The sequence below is a fragment of the Natronomonas amylolytica genome (assembly GCF_037031205.1).
In the GTDB taxonomy this organism is placed as follows: Archaea; Halobacteriota; Halobacteria; order Halobacteriales; family Haloarculaceae; genus Natronomonas; species Natronomonas amylolytica.
This window is the reverse complement of sequence record NZ_JAYEZM010000007.1, coordinates 145495-161446: the sequence shown is the minus strand read 5'-3', so window position 1 is coordinate 161446 and position 15952 is coordinate 145495. Positions and strand designations below refer to the sequence as shown.

Sequence of the window (15952 nt, the reverse complement as noted above, 5' to 3'; positions counted from 1 at the left end):
CGCCAACTGTCCTCACTCCTCGCTTCGGGCCGGCCGACCGAGTTCGCGTTCGACGGCGTCGACCTTCTCGCGGGCGCGCTGGTCGCGGGCCCGCTTGTCGTCGATTTTCAGGAACGTGCTCACGCGGTCGGCGTCGACGGCTTTGTGCGCTGCGCCGACCGCCGCCAGCAGGGTGTCGATATCGTCGGCCTCGATGACCGTTCCCATCGGGTTCGTCTCGTAGGTGACGTCGAAATCGTCGAGGGCCTCGACGGCCTCGGCGACCTCGCTCGCCATGCTGCCCTCGATGACCGGTGCGACGCTGAGTAGTGCGACGATGCTCATACCGGGACTTGGCACGCTGTCGTTTTATAAGGGCATGGCGATGGGGGACTCCATCCAGACTTCCGATAAAATCCACACCCCCAATAAGTCACTTATAAGACGCGCGTGAGTATCCACGTATGAGCCCGGACACCGACTCGCGAATCCGACGGCATACCGTCGATGCCAACGGCCTGTCCTTCGAGTGTCTCCGCGTGGGCGACGGCGACCGACTCGCCCTCTGTCTGCACGGCTTTCCGGACGACGCACCGTCGATGGCCCCCGTGATGTCGAACCTCGCCGACGCGGGATATACCGCCGTCGCGCCCTACATGCGCGGGTACGGTCCCACTGACCCGGCACCGGATGGCGACTACTCCGCGACGGCTCTCGGGCAGGACGCCGTCGCCCTCAAAACGGCCCTCGCCGAGCGGTTCGACGTCGACGACGCGTATCTCGTCGGCCACGACTGGGGCGCGGTGGCCGCCTACGCCGCCGATCGCGTCGACCCCGAAGCCTTCGAGCGGATGGCGACGATGGCCGTCCCGCCGGGCTTCGACGCCCTCTTGCAGAAACACCCCAGACAGCTTCTGCGCAGTTGGTACATGTGGTTCTTCCAGGTCCCCGATGTCCCCGAGCGCGCGCTCCGCTGGCGGGACTTCGCTCTCGTCGAGTTCCTCTGGGGGACTTGGAGTCCGAACTGGGACTATCCCGACAGCCGGATTCGCGAGGTCAAAGAAACCTTCCGCGCGGAGGGCACCGTCGAGGCTGCCCTTCAGTACTATCGGGATATCGTCGGGTCGTCCATCTCCTCGCTGGTCCGCGGCGACTGGCCCTCCATCGACGACGTGCCACCGATTCGGACGCCGACGCTCGTCCTCTCCGGCGAGCAGGACGGCTGTATCGGCCCGGCCCTCTTCGACCACGCCGACGAGATAATCGAGGACTGTCGCGTCGTGCGCGTGCGCGATGCAGGTCACTTCATGCAACAGGAGAAACCGGAGGTGGTGAGCGAGGAGATAATCAGCTTCTTCGAGCGGTCATAGCTGCTCAACAGATGTCGCTACTGGACGAGTTGAATCGAGAGAAAGTGCGTCGGCGGGGATTTGAACCCCGGTTGTGACCATGGCAAGGTCACGTGATACCACTACACTACCGACGCGCCCTGTCTGCACTCATTCGTACAGGGGTAGTAAGTAAAAGGCTTGCGGAACCGCCGCCGTGTGGGGGTTATCCGTTCGGCAACGCCTCCCACCCGAGACGCCTGTGAACGGCACGCACGACTGCTGCATACCGCGAATCTTTTAAGGATGGGTTCGGTAGAATCGCTACAGTCTAGTGAGCGGACACGGAAGCGTTACGGCATGACACGCAGCGTGCTCGTGCCGTCGTCGTTGACCCGGGAAGCCGAGGACAAGCGCGAGGCGACTCGCAAACTCGGTTACGTCGCACGCGCGGCGGTCATCTTCCGGGTCGACCGACTCGTCGTGTTCCCCGATGGGGACGGCGAGACGGGTCGGTTCGGCGACGGGTTCGTCAGCACCGTGCTGGAATACGCCGCCACAGCCCCCTACCTCCGAAAGGAAGTATGGGACAGGCGGGACGAACTGGAGTACGCCGGCATCCTGCCGCCGCTCCACGTGCGCTCACAGACCGGCTCCGGATCGGACGGTTCGGGGTCGTTAAGACAGGGAATCGTGACCGAGGTCGGACCTGACGGACGCGTCCGGGTCAATTGCGGAATGCAACACCCGATCTCCCTTCCTGCTCCCTCCGGGGAGTACGAAGAGGGGGAGCGCGTCACCATCAGGGTCTCTTCGCGACGGCCGGTCCGCGCGAAAATCGTCGACGAAGCCCCACCGGGCTTCGACGTCGAGCGCGAGACCATCGACGACGCCCTCACACGAGCCGACGCCGGCACCCGTATCGCCGCGTCACGGCACGGTGAGGAGTTGACGGTCGACCGCCTCGACCAACTGGTCGAACGGACGACCACCGACGGCATGACGGTCGTCTTCGGCGCCCCCGAACGGGGCCTGCCGGAGATACTCGACTGCGAGCCGGGCGAGGAGGCACGAAGCGACGAACCCACTGCGCGGTTCGACCTTTGGCTCAATACGGTTCCGAACCAGGGTAGCGAGGTCGTGCGAACGGAGGAAGCTCTGTTCGCCACCCTCGCGCCCCTCACACTGGAGTGAGATAAATGCCACAACCAAGCAGACCACGCAAAGGCTCGATGGGCTTCAGCCCCCGCAGCCGTGCGGCCAGTGAAGTTCCGCGCTTCAATTCCTGGCCGGACGACGAGGGACAGCCCGGGCTCCAAGGTTTCGCCGGTTACAAGGCCGGCATGAGCCACGTCGTGTCGATCAACGACGAGCCCAACTCCCCCCGAGAGGGTCAGGAGCAGACCGTCCCGGTGACCGTCGTCGAGACGCCACCGATGCGGGCTGTCGCCGTTCGAGCTTACGAAGACACACCGTACGGGCAGCGCCCCCTGACCGAGGTCTGGACCGACGATGTCCACGAGGACCTCGAGCGGGCGCTTTCCGTCCCACAAGAACAGTCCGGCGACGCCGAAAACGAGATCCGAGAGGCGCTCAACGCGGGCGACCTCGCGGACCTGCGGGTCATTACGCACACCGTCCCCCGCGGGCTTTCGAGCGTCCCGAAGAAACGTCCCGACGTGATGGAGACACGCGTCGGCGGCGGCTCCGTCGAGGACCGGTTCGAGTTCGCACTCGACCTCCTCGACGAGGGCGGGGAACACGCTATGACTGACGTGTTCCGCGCCGGCGAGTACGCCGACGTCGCGGGCGTCACGAAGGGCAAAGGCACGCAGGGTCCCGTCAAGCGATGGGGCGTCCAGAAGCGGAAGGGCAAACACGCCCGTCAGGGCTGGCGCCGACGCATCGGCAACCTCGGCCCCTGGAACCCCTCGCGTGTCCGGTCGACCGTGCCCCAGCAGGGCCAGACCGGCTACCACCAGCGGACCGAACTCAACAAGCGCCTCGTCGACCTCGGCGACGACGACGTCACCCCCGACGGTGGCTTCGTCAACTACGGCGAGGTCGACGGCGCCTACGCGCTGGTGAAGGGCTCGGTGCCCGGGCCGAACAAGCGCCTCGTGCGCTTCCGGCCGGCTGTCCGCCCCGCGGACCAGCCGCGCCTCGACCCGGAAATCCGGTACGTCTCCACCGCCTCCAACCAGGGATAAATCATGAAGGCAACAGTACGCGACCTGGACGGCGACGACGCGGGCGAGGTCGAGCTGCCGGACGTCTTCGAGACGACCTTCCGGCCCGACCTCATCAAGCGCGCAGTCCTCGCCGCTCAGGCCAACCGAACGCAGGACACCGGTACAGACGAGTACGCGGGTCTTCGAACGCCGGCGGAATCCCCCGGCTCCGGCCGCGGGATGGCGCACGTCCCCCGACAGAACGGGCGTGCTCGGGAGGTGCCGCAGGCCGTCTCCGGTCGCGCGGCCCACCCGCCGAAGGCAGAGAAGGACCGTGGACTCGAGATCAACACCAAAGAGCGCAAACTCGCCGTTCGCAGCGCCATCGCGGCGACCGCCGACGGCGACCTCGTCGAAGAACGCGGCCACGCGTTCGATGAGGACACCGAGATTCCGCTCGTCGTGAGCGACGATTTCGAGGACCTCCAGAAGACGCAGGACGCAGTCGACACCCTCGAAGCACTCGGTGTCTACGACGACATCGAGCGCGCCGAGGACGGCAAATCGGTCCGTGCCGGCCGCGGGACGACCCGTGGACGGAAGTACACACAGCCGAAGTCCGTACTCGTCGTGACGAGCGAGGAACCGTCGCTGGCCGCCCGCAACCTCGCGGGCGCCGACGTCGCGACGGCCGCCGAGGTCAACGCCGAGGACCTGGCGCCCGGCACGCAGGCCGGCCGCCTCACGCTGTGGACCGAATCCGCGCTCGAGGAGGTGGCCGAGCGATGACGCTGAAGCATCCGCTGGTCACCGAGAAGGCCATGAACGCCATGGACTTCGAGAACAAACTGCAGTTCATCTGTGCGAGCGACGCGACCAAAGGCGACATCGCCGAGGCCGTCGAGGCGCAGTTCGACGTTGGCGTCGCCAACGTGAACACGCAGAACACGATGAACGGCGAGAAGAAAGCCACCGTCAAACTCTCGGAGGACGACGACGCGCAGGAAGTCGCCTCCCGGATCGGGGTGTTCTAACAATGGGACGCAGAATCCTCGGACAACGACGCGGTCGCGGTACTTCCATGTTCCGTGCCCCGTCGCACCGATACAAGGCAGACCTCTCGCACCGCACGCTCGAAGACGAGGAGATCGTCACGGGCGAAGTCGTCGACATCGAACACGACCCCGCACGGTCGGCGCCGCTGGCCGACGTGCAGTTCGACGACGGCGACCGCCGACTCGTCCTCGCACCCGAGGGCATCACCGTCGGCGACGAGATTCAGGTCGGCGTTTCGGCCGAGATCGCACCGGGTAACACGATGCCCCTCGCGGAGATCCCCGAGGGCGTTCCGGTGTGTAACGTCGAACGACAGCCCGGCGACGGTGGGAAGTTCGCGCGCGCCTCCGGCGTGTCCGCGACGCTTCTCACCCACGACCGCAACGCTGCGGTCGTCCAACTGCCGAGCGGCGAGATGCGCCGCCTGTCCCCGGAATGCCGCGCCACCATCGGCGTGGTCGCCGGTGGCGGTCGGACGGAGAAGCCGTTCGTCAAGGCCGGCAACAAGCATCACAAGATGAAATCGCGCGGCGGCAAATGGCCGCGCGTCCGTGGTGTCGCGATGAACGCTGTCGACCACCCCTTCGGTGGCGGCGGCCGACAGCACCCCGGCAAACCCAAAAGCGTCTCCCGAGACACGCCGCCGGGCCGTAAGGTGGGCGACATCGCCTCCAAGCGGACCGGCCGTGGTGGCAAAGGAGGGAAAGAATGAGCTCGGAATACCAGATCGGCCACGAGGGTGAGTTCACCTACCGTGGTCACACGCTCGACGAGCTGCAGGAGATGGAGCTCGACGAGGTTGCGGAACTGCTTCCCGCGCGACAGCGGCGAACTATCAAGCGGGGCCTCTCGACGGAGCAGGAGAAGCTCCTCGACGAGGCACGCGAAGCCGGCGAGGAGGAGACGGCGAACGACCCGATCCGAACCCACCTGCGGAATATGCCTATTCTGCCGGAGTTCGTCGGGCTCACGTTCGCGGTCCACACGGGCCAGAGCTTCGAACGCGTCGAGGTCGAACCCGAGATGCTCGGGCACTATCTCGGCGAGTTCCAGCTCACCCGGTCCTCGGTCGAACACGGCCAAGCAGGCATCGGGGCCACCCGCTCCTCGAAGTTCGTACCGCTCAAATAACCATGGGAATCAGCTACAGTGTCGACGCCGACCCGGACAAGACGGCGAAAGCCATGCTTCGGGAGCGTCACATGAGCCACAAGCACAGCAAGGAGATCGCCCGCGAGATCAAGGGCAAGACGGCCGGCGAGGCCATCGAGTACCTGCAGGCGGTCATCGACGAGGACGCGTCGGTTCCCTTCAAGTCCCACAACTCCGGTGTCGGGCATCGTAACGACATCGAGGGCTGGGACGCTGGACGGTACCCCGAGAAGGCCTCGAAGGCGTTCCTCGACCTCCTCGAGAACGCTACCAACAACGCCGACCATCAGGGCTTCGACGGCGAGGACATGGAGATCATGCACGTTGCGGCACACAAGGTCGGGGAATCCCCCGGTCAGAAGCCGCGTGCGTTCGGTCGTGCCTCCCCGTGGAACACCCCGCAGGTCGATGTCGAACTCATCCTCGAAGAACAGGAGGACGACGAATAATGGCAGACGAACATCAGTTCATCGAAAACGGGCTGCAGCGGACCCAGATCGACGAGTTCTTCTCGGACGAACTCAGTCGTGCGGGCTACGGCGGCATGGACGTCGCCAAGACGCCGATGGGCACCCAGATCGTGCTCAAGGCCGAAAAGCCCGGTATGGTCATCGGTAAGGGCGGCAAGAACATCCGGAAGATCACCACCGAACTCGAAGAGCGGTTCGACCTCGACGACCCGCAGATCGACGTTCAGGAGGTCGACGAACCGGACCTCAACGCCCAGATCGTCGCCGACCGACTCGCCAACGCGCTCGAACGCGGTTGGTACTTCCGGAAGGCCGGTCACACGACCATCGACCGCATCATGGATGCCGGCGCCCTCGGTGCCGAGATCATCCTGAGCGGCAAGGTCACGGGCGCCCGCTCCCGCGTCGAGAAGTTCAACCGCGGCTACGTCAAGCACAACGGCGAACCCGCGGAGGAGATCGTCGACAAGGGCGTCGGGACCGCAGTCCTCAAGCTCGGTACCATCGGCGTCCGCGTGAAGATCATTCCGCCGAACGCGGAACTTCCCGACGACTTCGAGATCTACGAGGACGTCGAAATCGAGGACTTCGTCGAGGAGCCCGAGGGCGACGTCGAGGAACTCCTCGAAGAGCCCGAGGACGGCGAGGCCGAATCGGTCGGCGCCGACCCCGAGGAAGTCATCGAGGAGACCGTCGAGACGGACGACGACCTCGCCGAGGAGGAGATCCTCGACGAGGACGTCGACGCCGAGGAAGGCGCCTCGCCGACCTCGCCGCCGGACTCCGCCGACGAGGAGGAGCCGGAGGAACTCGAAGAGGACATCGAAGAGGAAGCCGCGGAACTCGTCGAGGAGATGGAAGAGGACGTCGAATCGGAGTCCGCCGAGGAATCCGAGGCGACCGACGAAGACGACGAGGAGGCTGAATAACGATGGCCATCCTGCACGTCGACGAGATTCGCGACATGACGCCCGCCGAACGCGAGGCGGAACTCGAACAGCTCGAGACGGAACTTCTCAACGAGAAGGCCGTCCTGGCCGCCGGTGGCGCCCCGGAGAACCCGGGCCGCATCGGCGAACTCAAGAAGACCATCGCCCGTCTCAAGACGGTGCAGCGCGAGGAGGGCGATCTCGAAGCATGAATCCCGATTCGCTCGTCCGCCACGAACTCGCCGGCCTCGACGTCGAGGTCGTTGACTCGCCCAACCCCGACCTGGTCGGGATAGCCGGGCGTGTCGTCGACGAGACGATGCACACGCTGTGTGTGGCGGCGAGCGACGGGATGAAACGGGTGCCGAAGGCGGATGCGACGTTCCGGTTCACGCTCGAGGATGACGGGGAAACGACCCACGTCATCGTCGAGGGCGACCGACTCGTCGCACGGCCCGCTCGACGCACCGAACTCAAAGGAGGTTCACTATGGCAATAGGACTCGACGTAAAACAGCCTCCGGAACCCGAAAATCCGGAGGAGTACGATTACGAGACCTGTCCCTTCTTCGGTGACCTGCCCGTCCGCGGGCAGATCATCGAGGGGACGGTCGTCTCGACCGATATGGACCGTACCGTCGTCGTCGAGCGAGAGTACGAGGTGAACGTACCCAAATACGACCGTCTCATGAAGCGACGGTCGCGAATTCCGGCCCACGTGCCGGAGGTACTGGAACCGCTCTCGGTCGGCGACGAAGTGAAACTAGCGGAGACCCGTCCGCTCTCGAAGACGAAGAGCCACGTGGTCGTCGAAGTACAGGAGGGCGAATAATGGAAGCGCTCAACGCTGACGTGACCCAGGGCCTCGAGAAGGGCTCGCTCGTCACCTGTGCCGACAACACGGGCGCCCGCGAGCTGAAGGTCATCTCGATCTCCGGCTACTCGGGCACCAAGAACCGCCACCCCAAGGCGGGCCTCGGCGACAAGGTGACCGTCTCGGTCACCAAAGGGACGCCCGAGATGCGGCGGCAGGTGCTGGAAGCGGTTATCATCCGGCAGCGAAAGCCCATCCGCCGTCCCGACGGCACGCGCCTCAAGTTCGAGGACAACGCGGCCGTCATCATCGACGAGAACGAGGAACCGCGTGGGACCGAACTCAAGGGCCCGATCGCCCGCGAGGTCGCAGAGCGGTTCGGGAGCATCGCCAGCACGGCGACAATGATCGTATAGCAATGACTGAGCAACCACACAAACAGCGCAATCGACAGGAGCGCGCCTCGCTGCACGACAAGCAGAAGCAGGTCCGTTCGCCGCTGTCGCCGGACCTCCGCGAGGAGTACGGCCAGCGGAGCGTCCGCGTCAACGCGGGCGACACCGTGGAGGTCCAGCGCGGCGACTTTGCCGGCGAGTCCGGCGAGGTCGTCGACGTCGACCTCCGCGCCGCGGAGATTCACGTCGAAGACGTGACCGTCGAAACGGCCGACGGGGAAGAGGTCCCCCGGCCGCTCGACGCCAGCAACGTTCAGGTGACGGACCTGGACCTCGAGGACGACCTCCGCGAGGCGCGACTGGAGGAGGATAACGAATGACGAAGCACCAGAAACGGCTCGCGGTTCCCAAGTCGTGGCCGGTCGAACGGAAAGAAGAGACGTACACGACGAAGGCCGGTGCGGGTCCGCACGGCGAGGAGGGGGTTCCCCTGCTTATCGTCCTGCGCGACGTGCTCGGCTACGTCGACTCGAAGAAGGAAGCGCGCTACGCGCTCGAACAGGACAGCGTTCTCGTCAACGGGAAGGCCGTCTCCGACGACCGCATCCCCATCGGGATGTTCGACATCCTCGCGTTCGTCGAACGTGAGGAGTTCTACCGCGTCTTCCCCGACGAGGGCGGTCGGCTCTCGCTGACCCCCATCGACGAGGATGCAGCCGGTTCGAAGCTCGGCAAGATCGCCGGCAAGACGCAGGTGCCCGGCGGCGACACGCAGTTGACGCTGCACGACGGGCAGACCCTGCTCGTCGACGACGACGCCGGATACAACACCAACGATTCCATCGTCGTCTCCAACGACGACGACGAGATCGTCGCCCACTTCACCTACGAGGAGGGCGCGCTGGTGACGGCCGTTCGTGGCGCTCACGCCGGCCGCATCGGCACCATCGACCAGATTCAGGTCACGCCTGGCTCCGGGTCGAACAACGTCCAGATCGACGCCAACGACGGCGAGGACTTCGAGACGGTCGAAGAGTACGTCGTCGTTATCGACGAGAACTTCACCGGAGGTGACGACGAATGAGCTCGGAATCCGAATCGGGCGAGTTCCACGAGATGCGTGAACCCTCCGTCGAGAAGGTCGTCGTTCACATGGGCATCGGCGAGGGCGGTGAACCGCTCGCGACCGCCGAGGACATCCTCGGCGAGGTCACGGGCCAACAGCCCGTCCGCACGACGGCCAAGAAGACGGTGCAGGACTTCAACATCCGAGAGGGCGACCCCATCGGTGCGAAGGTCACGCTCCGCGGCGACGACGCCGAGGCGTTCCTCGACACCGCGCTGGCCATCGCCGAAATCGACGCATCGCAGTTCGACGAGACGGGGAACTTCAGCTTCGGCATCGAGGAACACACCGAGTTCCCGAGCCAGGAGTACGACCCCCAGATCGGTATCTACGGTCTCGACGTGACCGTCAACATGGTCCGGCCGGGCTACCGTGTCAGCAAGCGGGACAAGATGTCCCAGCCGATCCCGTCGACGCACCGACTGACCGCCGAGGACGCTATCGCGTACCTCGAAGCCAACTACGACGTGGAGGTCTCCGAATGACGGAACAAGAAACAGGCGAGCAGGCCGCAAAGCGAACCGGTCAGCTCGAGGAATGCCAGCGCTGCGGGCGCGAACAGGGACTCGTCGGCAAGTACGACATCTGGCTGTGCCGACAGTGCTTCCGTGAGGTCGCTCGTGGCATGGGCTTCAAAAAGTACAGCTAACAATGGCGACAAACGACCCACTGGCCAGCGCGCTCTCCGGCCTCGATAACGCTGAGAGCGTCGGCCATCTGGACCAGACGATACAGCCCGCCTCGAACGAAATCGGCTCGGTACTCGAGGTCTTCTACGACCGCGGGTACATCGACGGATTCCAGTTCGTCGACGACGGCAAATCCGGCCGATTCGAGGTCGAACTGAAAGGCGCGATCAACGAGTGTGGCGCCGTCAAGCCCCGCTATTCGGCGGGCGCAGACGAATTCGAGAAGTGGGAGAAGCGGTTCCTCCCCGCCCGCGACTACGGGACACTCATCGTCACGACGAGCCACGGCGTCATGAGCCACTACGAGGCCCGAGAGGCGGGCATCGGTGGCCAGGTGATCGCATACGTATACTGAACCATGCGCAAGGAAATCGACATTCCGGACGAGGTCACGGCGACGATGGACCACCTCGACATCAGCGTCGAGGGGCCCAACGGGAGCGTCTCGCGACGCCTCTGGTACCCCGACGTGAGCGTGAGCGTCGAGGACGGCACCGTCGTCATCGAGACCGAGGAAGAGAACGCCAAGGCCGAGGCAACCGTCGGCACCTTCGCCAGCCACGTCACCAACATGTTCCGCGGTGTGACCGAGGGCTGGGAGTACGGGATGGAAGTCTACTACTCCCACTTCCCGATGCAGGTCGCCGTCGAAGGCGACGAGGTCGTCATCGAGAACTTCCTCGGTGAGAAGGCGCCGCGACGGACGACGATCCGCGGCGACACCGAGGTTTCGGTGGACGGCGAGGAGCTGACTATCAGCGGCCCCAGCATCGAGGACGTCGGCCAGACGGCGGCCGACATCGAACAACTCACTCGCGTCTCCGACAAGGACACGCGCGTCTTCCAGGACGGCGTCTACATCACGGAGATGCCCGAGCGAGGTGAGGCCTGATGAGCGACGAAGAAGAATACGACGAACTGACCGACATCAGCGGTGTTGGCCCCTCGAAGGCGGAAGCCCTCGAAGAGGCCGGCTTCGAGACGGTCGACGACGTCCGCGAGGCGTCCCAGGACGAACTCGCGGAGGTCGACGGTATCGGCAACGCGCTCGCCGCGCGTATCAAAGCCGACGTCGGCGGCCTCGAGGTCGCCGAGGAGACCGAGGCCGAAGTCGAAGAGGAAGAGCCGGACGAAGCCGAAGAGCCGGCCGAAGACGTCGAAACCGAACTGCAGGCCCGTGGGCTCGCGGACAAGACGCCCGACCTCAGCGAGAACGAGGAGCGACTCCTCAAGCAGCGGAAACGCGAGGGCAAGCCGCAGTTCAATCGACAGGACTACCACAAGAAAAAGCGGACCCCGACCTCGTGGCGGAAGCCGCGCGGTGACCGCTCGAAGCAGCGACGCGGCGTCAAAGGCAAGGGCGACAAGGTCCAGGCCGGCTTCCGGACGCCGAAGGCGGTGCGCGGCAAGCACCCCAGCGGCTTCGAGGAAGTCCGCGTCGAGAACGTCGACGACCTCGACGGTGTCGACGGCGACACCGAAGCGGTCCGTATCGGCTCGACCGTCGGCGCTCGCAAGCGCGAGCGCATCGAAGAGGTCGCCGAAGACGAGGGCATTCGCGTGCTCAACCCCACCTACGTCGAAGTGGAGGTCGAAGAATGACTGACCTGAAAGCACAGAAGCGACTGGCGGCAGACATTCTGGACGTCGGCGAGACCCGCGTTCGGTTCGACCCCGACTCCCAAGGCGAGATTGCAGACGCCATCACCCGCGATGACGTCCGCGAACTCATCGACGAGGGCGTCATCGAGGCGAAGGGCTCGCAGGGCAACTCCCGCGGGCAGGCCCGCGAGCGCGCGGAGAAGCGCTCCTACGGCCACCAGAAGGGTCACGGGACCCGGAAGGGCAAGTCCGGCGCCCGACAGAGCGACAAGGAGGATTGGCAGAGCCGCATTCGCGCACAGCGGAACGAACTCCGCGACCTGCGTGATGACGGTGAAATCGACCGCAGTCAGTACCGCGAACTGTACGACATGGCCAGCGGTGGCGAGTTCGACAGCGTCGCGGACCTGACGCGGTACATCGACGATACTTACGGTGAACAATAATGGCGACAGGACCACGATACAAGGTGCCGATGCGGCGTCGCCGCGAGGCCCGAACGGATTACCATCAAAGGTTGCGCCTGCTGAAATCCGGCAAGCCACGCCTGGTCGCTCGCAAGAGCAACAACCAAACCAGGGCGCAGCTGGTCGTAACGGGCCCCGAAGGTGACGAGACGGTCGCGAGCGCTGAATCGCTCGACCTGCGGGAGTTCGGCTGGGAGGCGCCGACGGGCAACCTGCCCGCCGCCTACCTGACGGGCTTCCTCGCAGGCAAGCGCGCCGTCGATGCCGGCCTCGAAGAGGCCGTCCTCGACATCGGTCTCAACACCGCGACGCCCGGCAACAAAGCATTCGCAGTACAGGAAGGCGCAATCGACGCCGGTCTGGAGATTCCGCACAACGAGGACGTGTTCGCTGACTGGCAGCGAACCCGCGGCTCGCACATCGCGGAGTACGCCGAGCAGGAAGGCGGTCTCTATTCCGGTGACTTCGACGCCACGGAACTACCCGAACACTTCGACGAGGTGCGAGAGCGCCTGGAGGATGAACTATGAGTAACGGATGGGAGCCGCGAACGCGGCTCGGACGAAAGGTAGCAGAGGGAGAGATTTCCTCGATGCGGGACGCCCTCGAATCGGGCCTCCCGCTGAAGGAACCGGAGATCGTCGACCAGCTCCTCCCGGGGCTGGAAGACGAGGTCCTCGACATCAACATGGTCCAGCGGATGACCGACTCCGGCCGCCGCGTGAAGTTCCGGTGTGTCGTCGCGGTCGGTAACCGCGACGGCTTCGTCGGCTACGCGCAGGGCCGTGACGACCAGGTCGGCGGTGCGATTCAGAAGGCCATCAACGTGGCCAAGCTGAACATCGTCGACGTCTCCCGCGGCTGTGGGTCCTGGGAGTGTGGCTGTGGCCGTCCGCACACGGTCGCGCTGCGCACCGAGGGCAAGGCCGGTTCCGTCGAGGTAGAGCTCCAGCCCGCCCCGCGAGGCCTCGGTCTCGCGGGCGGTGAAACGTCCCGGAAGGTCCTCGAACTCGCAGGTATCGAGGACATCTGGACGCGCTCCAGCGGGAACACCCGCACCACGGTCAACTTCGCGAAGGCGACGTTCAACGCCCTGCGAGCGACGGCCGAGGCGCGGATTCCCGAGCGCACCCTCGAAAAGCGTGAGGTGATCGAATGATGAAAGCAGTCGTACAGCTCCGTGGCGAGGTCAACCAAAGCGAGAAGGTCGCGGACACCCTCTCGATGCTGAACCTCCACCGTGTCAACCACGCGACGCTCGTCCCCGATACGGACGCCTACCGTGGCATGGTGACGAAGGTGAACGACTGGGTGGCTCACGGCGAGCCCTCTCAGGAGACCGTCGAGCGGCTCATCACGCTTCGCGGCGAGCCCGCGGAGGGTGAGGCCGACATCGACGACGAGTGGGTCGCCGAGAACACCGACTACGACGACGTCTCCGCGCTCGCGGAAGCGCTCCTCGACGAGGAGACCAAGCTCCAAGAGCAGGGACTGTCGCCGACGCTCCGTCTGCACCCGCCGCGCGGCGGCCACGACGGCGTCAAACACCCGACGAAGGAGGGTGGCCAGCTCGGCCCCCACTCCACCGAGGACATCGACGCACTTCTGGAGGCGATGCGATAATGACGTCCAAGAAACGACGACAGCGCGGCTCTCGAACGCACGGCGGCGGTTCCCACAAGAACCGCCGTGGCGCCGGCCACCGCGGCGGGCGCGGCAACGCGGGCCGTGACAAACACGAGTATCACAACCACGAACCGCTCGGCAAGTCCGGGTTCAAGCGTCCCCAGAAGACCGACCGGGACGTCGAGACCATCAACCTCCGCGAACTCGACGAGGATATCTCGATTCTCGTCGCCGACGATGTCGCCGAGGAGTCCGGAGACGGCTACACCGTCGACGCACGCGACGTGGTCGAGAACGGCTACGACGCCGATGTCGTGAAGGTACTCGGCGGTGGACAGGTCCACAACGCCCTGGAGGTCGTCGCCGACGCCTTCTCCGACGAGGCCGAGGAAGCCCTCGAAGGGGCTGGCGGCGAGGCCGTCCTCTCCGAGCGCGGGGAGGAACTCGCCGAGGAAGCCGAAAAAGACTCAACCGAAGAGGATAACGAGGAAGCGTAAATGAGCTGGAAGGAGGCCGCCGAACCGATACTCACGCGGTTGCCCGCCGTCAAGCGCCCGACGGGCCACGTCCCGTTCAAGCGCAAGTTGGGCTGGACAGCGGGCATTCTGGTGCTGTATTTCTTCCTGACCAACGTCGGGATATACGGACTCGGCACCAACGAGGACATCTTCGGACAGTTCCGAACCATCCTCGCAGGCGCACAGGGCTCCATACTACAGGTGGGTATCGGACCCATCGTCACGGCGTCCATCGTGCTGCAACTGCTGGGTGGGGCGGATCTGCTCGGCTTGGATACCGAGGAGAACCCGCGGGACCAGGCCATCTATCAGGGCCTCCAGAAGTTGCTCGTCATCATCATGACGGCGCTGACGGCGCTGCCGATGGTGTTCGCCGGCTTCCTTCAGCCGAGCCCGCAGATCGCTGGCGCGCTCGGCATCTCGACGACGATACTGGGCTGGATCATGTTCGCCCAGATCTTCGTCGGCGGAATGTTGATCCTGTACATGGACGAGGTCGTTTCCAAGTGGGGCGTCGGCTCCGGTATCGGCCTGTTCATCATCGCAGGAATCAGCCAGCGGCTCATCGGTGGGTTCATCGCCTGGCAGGGCATCGATGCCGGCTACGTCGGCTTCTTCCCCCGCTGGTGGGGCATCCTCACCGGCGAGATAGAGATGGGCTCGCCGCTGACGCGGTCGGGTCTGGTCGACCTCTTCATCGGCCCCGGCGAACTGCTGGCGCTGATTACGACGATACTCATCTTCGTCGTCGTCGTCTACGCCGAATCCGTCCGGGTCGAGATTCCGCTCAGCCACGCCCGCGTCAAGGGCGCCCGCGGACGCTTCCCGGTGAAGCTCATCTACGCCAGCGTCCTGCCGATGATCCTCGTTCGAGCGCTGCAGGCCAACGTCCAGTTCCTGGGCCGCATCCTCAACGCCCAGTGGACCGGCATGCCGCTGTGGCTCGGCGACTACACCAGCCCGGAAGGCGGTGGCTTCGCCGAACCGACGAGTGGGCTGTTCTACTACGTCGCGCCCATCTACTCGCCGGAAGACTGGATGTGGTGGCTCGGTGAGACCGCCGCCGCCCCGTGGCAGATCATGATTCGGGTCGGCGTCGACCTCACGTTCATGCTCGTCGGTGGCGCGGTCTTCGCCATCTTCTGGGTCGAGACGACGGGCATGGGGCCGAACGCGACCGCCAAGCAGATCCAGAACTCCGGGATGCAGATTCCCGGCTTCCGGCAGTCGCCCGGCGTCACCGAGAAGGTGCTCGAACGCTACATCCCGCAGGTCACCGTCATCGGCGGTGCCTTGGTCGGGCTGCTCGCCGTCATGGCGAACATGCTCGGCACCATCGGGCAGGTCACCGGGACCGGCCTCCTGCTGACCGTCTCCATCACCTACAAGCTCTACGAGGAAATCGCCGAAGAGCAGATGATGGAGATGCATCCGATGATGCGCGAGATGTTCGGCAACGACTGATACGGGCGGTTGTGACGGGTTTCCGGTGAATTCCCTGCCGTGCCGGGGTCATCGGTAACTGACTACAACCGGCCGTATGATCGACGGTTTCACCGCGACACTTTTTATCGCCGCAATCACGCTCCGTAGCCGTTGGTGGGCTTCGAACCGACGACGGTCCGATAGTA

General features: G+C 65.1%; 26 protein-coding genes, 1 tRNA gene and 1 pseudogene. 26 read left to right on the top strand and 2 right to left on the bottom strand.

Translation table 11 applies throughout. The annotated features are described in order from the left end of the window. Positions 1 to 12: 12 nt before the first annotated feature. Positions 13 to 324, bottom strand: coding sequence for an MTH1187 family thiamine-binding protein (locus U5914_RS11995; protein ID WP_336136003.1), 312 nt, complete (start codon positions 322 to 324; stop codon positions 13 to 15). Positions 325 to 443: 119 nt separating this feature from the next. On the opposite strand from U5914_RS11995, the gene U5914_RS11990 reads away from it, so the two are divergent. Next, positions 444 to 1349: an alpha/beta fold hydrolase gene (locus tag U5914_RS11990; RefSeq protein WP_336136002.1), complete on the top strand. Its 906-nt coding sequence runs from the start codon at positions 444 to 446 to the stop codon at positions 1347 to 1349. Positions 1350 to 1394: 45 nt separating this feature from the next. Here U5914_RS11990 and U5914_RS11985 read toward each other — a convergent pair. Continuing rightward, positions 1395 to 1465, bottom strand: a tRNA-Gly gene (locus U5914_RS11985). A gap of 202 nt (positions 1466 to 1667) precedes the next feature. Here U5914_RS11985 and U5914_RS11980 point away from each other — a divergent pair. The 25 genes and pseudogenes from U5914_RS11980 to secY all read left to right on the top strand — a co-directional run bounded on the left by U5914_RS11980 (position 1668) and on the right by secY (position 15785). Continuing rightward, a complete protein-coding gene (locus tag U5914_RS11980; protein ID WP_336136001.1) occupies positions 1668 to 2501 on the top strand; it encodes an RNA methyltransferase in 834 nt (277 codons plus the stop codon). A 5-nt stretch (positions 2502 to 2506) separates the two neighbouring features. After that, positions 2507 to 3517: a 50S ribosomal protein L3 gene (locus U5914_RS11975; RefSeq protein WP_336136000.1), complete on the top strand. Its 1011-nt coding sequence runs from the start codon at positions 2507 to 2509 to the stop codon at positions 3515 to 3517. 3 nt (positions 3518 to 3520) lie between these two features. Continuing rightward, on the top strand, positions 3521 to 4267 hold the full coding sequence (gene rpl4p / locus U5914_RS11970) for a 50S ribosomal protein L4 (protein ID WP_336135999.1): 747 nt from the start codon (positions 3521 to 3523) through the stop codon (positions 4265 to 4267). Continuing rightward, the gene (locus U5914_RS11965; protein WP_336135998.1) at positions 4264 to 4512 is read left to right on the top strand and encodes a 50S ribosomal protein L23; all 249 of its coding nucleotides are present in this window, start codon (positions 4264 to 4266) and stop codon (positions 4510 to 4512) included. The genes rpl4p and U5914_RS11965 overlap by 4 nt, the downstream gene beginning before the upstream one ends. Positions 4513 to 4514: 2 nt before the next feature. Beyond that, the gene (locus U5914_RS11960) at positions 4515 to 5246 is read left to right on the top strand and encodes a 50S ribosomal protein L2 (protein WP_336135997.1); all 732 of its coding nucleotides are present in this window, start codon (positions 4515 to 4517) and stop codon (positions 5244 to 5246) included. Further along, the gene (locus U5914_RS11955) at positions 5243 to 5665 is read left to right on the top strand and encodes a 30S ribosomal protein S19 (RefSeq protein WP_336135996.1); all 423 of its coding nucleotides are present in this window, start codon (positions 5243 to 5245) and stop codon (positions 5663 to 5665) included. The genes U5914_RS11960 and U5914_RS11955 overlap by 4 nt, the downstream gene beginning before the upstream one ends. A gap of 2 nt (positions 5666 to 5667) precedes the next feature. Then, positions 5668 to 6135: a 50S ribosomal protein L22 gene (locus tag U5914_RS11950; protein WP_178288946.1), complete on the top strand. Its 468-nt coding sequence runs from the start codon at positions 5668 to 5670 to the stop codon at positions 6133 to 6135. Continuing rightward, positions 6135 to 7085 (top strand): 30S ribosomal protein S3, encoded by a 951-nt coding sequence (locus U5914_RS11945; protein ID WP_336135995.1) that lies wholly within the window; start codon positions 6135 to 6137, stop codon positions 7083 to 7085. The genes U5914_RS11950 and U5914_RS11945 overlap by 1 nt, the downstream gene beginning before the upstream one ends. Before the next feature lie 2 nt (positions 7086 to 7087). Then, complete coding sequence (gene rpmC / locus U5914_RS11940; protein WP_336135994.1) at positions 7088 to 7297, top strand: 50S ribosomal protein L29; 210 nt, start codon at positions 7088 to 7090, stop codon at positions 7295 to 7297. Next, positions 7294 to 7584 carry a ribonuclease P protein component 1 gene (locus U5914_RS11935; protein ID WP_336135993.1) on the top strand — a complete coding sequence of 97 codons (291 nt, stop codon included), beginning with the start codon at positions 7294 to 7296 and terminating at the stop codon, positions 7582 to 7584. Before rpmC ends, U5914_RS11935 begins: the two co-directional genes overlap by 4 nt. Next, positions 7575 to 7907: pseudogene (locus tag U5914_RS11930) on the top strand (30S ribosomal protein S17); the annotation flags it as partial. The gene U5914_RS11935 and the pseudogene U5914_RS11930, both read left to right, overlap by 10 nt. Positions 7908 to 7915: 8 nt before the next feature. Continuing rightward, entirely contained in the window at positions 7916 to 8314 is a 399-nt protein-coding gene (locus tag U5914_RS11925; protein WP_336135991.1) for a 50S ribosomal protein L14, read from the top strand. Between the two features lie 2 nt (positions 8315 to 8316). Beyond that, entirely contained in the window at positions 8317 to 8673 is a 357-nt protein-coding gene (gene rplX / locus U5914_RS11920) for a 50S ribosomal protein L24 (protein WP_336135990.1), read from the top strand. After that, positions 8670 to 9377 carry a 30S ribosomal protein S4e gene (locus U5914_RS11915; RefSeq protein WP_336135989.1) on the top strand — a complete coding sequence of 236 codons (708 nt, stop codon included), beginning with the start codon at positions 8670 to 8672 and terminating at the stop codon, positions 9375 to 9377. The genes rplX and U5914_RS11915 overlap by 4 nt, the downstream gene beginning before the upstream one ends. Further along, a complete protein-coding gene (locus U5914_RS11910; RefSeq protein WP_336135988.1) occupies positions 9374 to 9904 on the top strand; it encodes a 50S ribosomal protein L5 in 531 nt (176 codons plus the stop codon). Before U5914_RS11915 ends, U5914_RS11910 begins: the two co-directional genes overlap by 4 nt. Beyond that, on the top strand, positions 9901 to 10068 hold the full coding sequence (locus U5914_RS11905) for a 30S ribosomal protein S14 (protein ID WP_178288937.1): 168 nt from the start codon (positions 9901 to 9903) through the stop codon (positions 10066 to 10068). The genes U5914_RS11910 and U5914_RS11905 overlap by 4 nt, the downstream gene beginning before the upstream one ends. A gap of 2 nt (positions 10069 to 10070) precedes the next feature. Then, positions 10071 to 10463 carry a 30S ribosomal protein S8 gene (locus U5914_RS11900; protein ID WP_336135987.1) on the top strand — a complete coding sequence of 131 codons (393 nt, stop codon included), beginning with the start codon at positions 10071 to 10073 and terminating at the stop codon, positions 10461 to 10463. A 3-nt stretch (positions 10464 to 10466) separates the two neighbouring features. Next, the gene (locus tag U5914_RS11895) at positions 10467 to 11000 is read left to right on the top strand and encodes a 50S ribosomal protein L6 (RefSeq protein ID WP_336135986.1); all 534 of its coding nucleotides are present in this window, start codon (positions 10467 to 10469) and stop codon (positions 10998 to 11000) included. Continuing rightward, complete coding sequence (locus tag U5914_RS11890) at positions 11000 to 11710, top strand: 50S ribosomal protein L32e (protein WP_336135985.1); 711 nt, start codon at positions 11000 to 11002, stop codon at positions 11708 to 11710. The genes U5914_RS11895 and U5914_RS11890 overlap by 1 nt, the downstream gene beginning before the upstream one ends. Next, positions 11707 to 12156: a 50S ribosomal protein L19e gene (locus U5914_RS11885; protein WP_336135984.1), complete on the top strand. Its 450-nt coding sequence runs from the start codon at positions 11707 to 11709 to the stop codon at positions 12154 to 12156. The genes U5914_RS11890 and U5914_RS11885 overlap by 4 nt, the downstream gene beginning before the upstream one ends. Then, positions 12156 to 12707 carry a 50S ribosomal protein L18 gene (locus tag U5914_RS11880; RefSeq protein WP_336135983.1) on the top strand — a complete coding sequence of 184 codons (552 nt, stop codon included), beginning with the start codon at positions 12156 to 12158 and terminating at the stop codon, positions 12705 to 12707. The genes U5914_RS11885 and U5914_RS11880 overlap by 1 nt, the downstream gene beginning before the upstream one ends. After that, positions 12704 to 13336 (top strand): 30S ribosomal protein S5, encoded by a 633-nt coding sequence (locus tag U5914_RS11875; RefSeq protein WP_336135982.1) that lies wholly within the window; start codon positions 12704 to 12706, stop codon positions 13334 to 13336. Before U5914_RS11880 ends, U5914_RS11875 begins: the two co-directional genes overlap by 4 nt. Further along, positions 13336 to 13800, top strand: a complete 465-nt coding sequence (locus U5914_RS11870; RefSeq protein WP_336136038.1) for a 50S ribosomal protein L30 — start codon at positions 13336 to 13338, stop codon at positions 13798 to 13800. The genes U5914_RS11875 and U5914_RS11870 overlap by 1 nt, the downstream gene beginning before the upstream one ends. Then, positions 13800 to 14300 (top strand): uL15m family ribosomal protein, encoded by a 501-nt coding sequence (locus U5914_RS11865; RefSeq protein ID WP_336135981.1) that lies wholly within the window; start codon positions 13800 to 13802, stop codon positions 14298 to 14300. The genes U5914_RS11870 and U5914_RS11865 overlap by 1 nt, the downstream gene beginning before the upstream one ends. Continuing rightward, positions 14301 to 15785, top strand: a complete 1485-nt coding sequence (gene secY, locus U5914_RS11860) for a preprotein translocase subunit SecY (RefSeq protein WP_336135980.1) — start codon at positions 14301 to 14303, stop codon at positions 15783 to 15785. It begins immediately after the preceding gene. Positions 15786 to 15952 lie beyond the last annotated feature (167 nt).

Coding starts and splice junctions, on each gene's coding strand:
- U5914_RS11995 (WP_336136003.1), bottom strand. CDS start 324: ATGAGCATCGTCGCACTACTCAGCGTCGCACCGGTCATCGAGGGCAGC.
- U5914_RS11990 (WP_336136002.1), top strand. CDS start 444: ATGAGCCCGGACACCGACTCGCGAATCCGACGGCATACCGTCGATGCC.
- U5914_RS11980 (WP_336136001.1), top strand. CDS start 1,668: ATGACACGCAGCGTGCTCGTGCCGTCGTCGTTGACCCGGGAAGCCGAG.
- U5914_RS11975 (WP_336136000.1), top strand. CDS start 2,507: ATGCCACAACCAAGCAGACCACGCAAAGGCTCGATGGGCTTCAGCCCC.
- rpl4p (WP_336135999.1), top strand. CDS start 3,521: ATGAAGGCAACAGTACGCGACCTGGACGGCGACGACGCGGGCGAGGTC.
- U5914_RS11965 (WP_336135998.1), top strand. CDS start 4,264: ATGACGCTGAAGCATCCGCTGGTCACCGAGAAGGCCATGAACGCCATG.
- U5914_RS11960 (WP_336135997.1), top strand. CDS start 4,515: ATGGGACGCAGAATCCTCGGACAACGACGCGGTCGCGGTACTTCCATG.
- U5914_RS11955 (WP_336135996.1), top strand. CDS start 5,243: ATGAGCTCGGAATACCAGATCGGCCACGAGGGTGAGTTCACCTACCGT.
- U5914_RS11950 (WP_178288946.1), top strand. CDS start 5,668: ATGGGAATCAGCTACAGTGTCGACGCCGACCCGGACAAGACGGCGAAA.
- U5914_RS11945 (WP_336135995.1), top strand. CDS start 6,135: ATGGCAGACGAACATCAGTTCATCGAAAACGGGCTGCAGCGGACCCAG.
- rpmC (WP_336135994.1), top strand. CDS start 7,088: ATGGCCATCCTGCACGTCGACGAGATTCGCGACATGACGCCCGCCGAA.
- U5914_RS11935 (WP_336135993.1), top strand. CDS start 7,294: ATGAATCCCGATTCGCTCGTCCGCCACGAACTCGCCGGCCTCGACGTC.
- U5914_RS11925 (WP_336135991.1), top strand. CDS start 7,916: ATGGAAGCGCTCAACGCTGACGTGACCCAGGGCCTCGAGAAGGGCTCG.
- rplX (WP_336135990.1), top strand. CDS start 8,317: ATGACTGAGCAACCACACAAACAGCGCAATCGACAGGAGCGCGCCTCG.
- U5914_RS11915 (WP_336135989.1), top strand. CDS start 8,670: ATGACGAAGCACCAGAAACGGCTCGCGGTTCCCAAGTCGTGGCCGGTC.
- U5914_RS11910 (WP_336135988.1), top strand. CDS start 9,374: ATGAGCTCGGAATCCGAATCGGGCGAGTTCCACGAGATGCGTGAACCC.
- U5914_RS11905 (WP_178288937.1), top strand. CDS start 9,901: ATGACGGAACAAGAAACAGGCGAGCAGGCCGCAAAGCGAACCGGTCAG.
- U5914_RS11900 (WP_336135987.1), top strand. CDS start 10,071: ATGGCGACAAACGACCCACTGGCCAGCGCGCTCTCCGGCCTCGATAAC.
- U5914_RS11895 (WP_336135986.1), top strand. CDS start 10,467: ATGCGCAAGGAAATCGACATTCCGGACGAGGTCACGGCGACGATGGAC.
- U5914_RS11890 (WP_336135985.1), top strand. CDS start 11,000: ATGAGCGACGAAGAAGAATACGACGAACTGACCGACATCAGCGGTGTT.
- U5914_RS11885 (WP_336135984.1), top strand. CDS start 11,707: ATGACTGACCTGAAAGCACAGAAGCGACTGGCGGCAGACATTCTGGAC.
- U5914_RS11880 (WP_336135983.1), top strand. CDS start 12,156: ATGGCGACAGGACCACGATACAAGGTGCCGATGCGGCGTCGCCGCGAG.
- U5914_RS11875 (WP_336135982.1), top strand. CDS start 12,704: ATGAGTAACGGATGGGAGCCGCGAACGCGGCTCGGACGAAAGGTAGCA.
- U5914_RS11870 (WP_336136038.1), top strand. CDS start 13,336: ATGAAAGCAGTCGTACAGCTCCGTGGCGAGGTCAACCAAAGCGAGAAG.
- U5914_RS11865 (WP_336135981.1), top strand. CDS start 13,800: ATGACGTCCAAGAAACGACGACAGCGCGGCTCTCGAACGCACGGCGGC.
- secY (WP_336135980.1), top strand. CDS start 14,301: ATGAGCTGGAAGGAGGCCGCCGAACCGATACTCACGCGGTTGCCCGCC.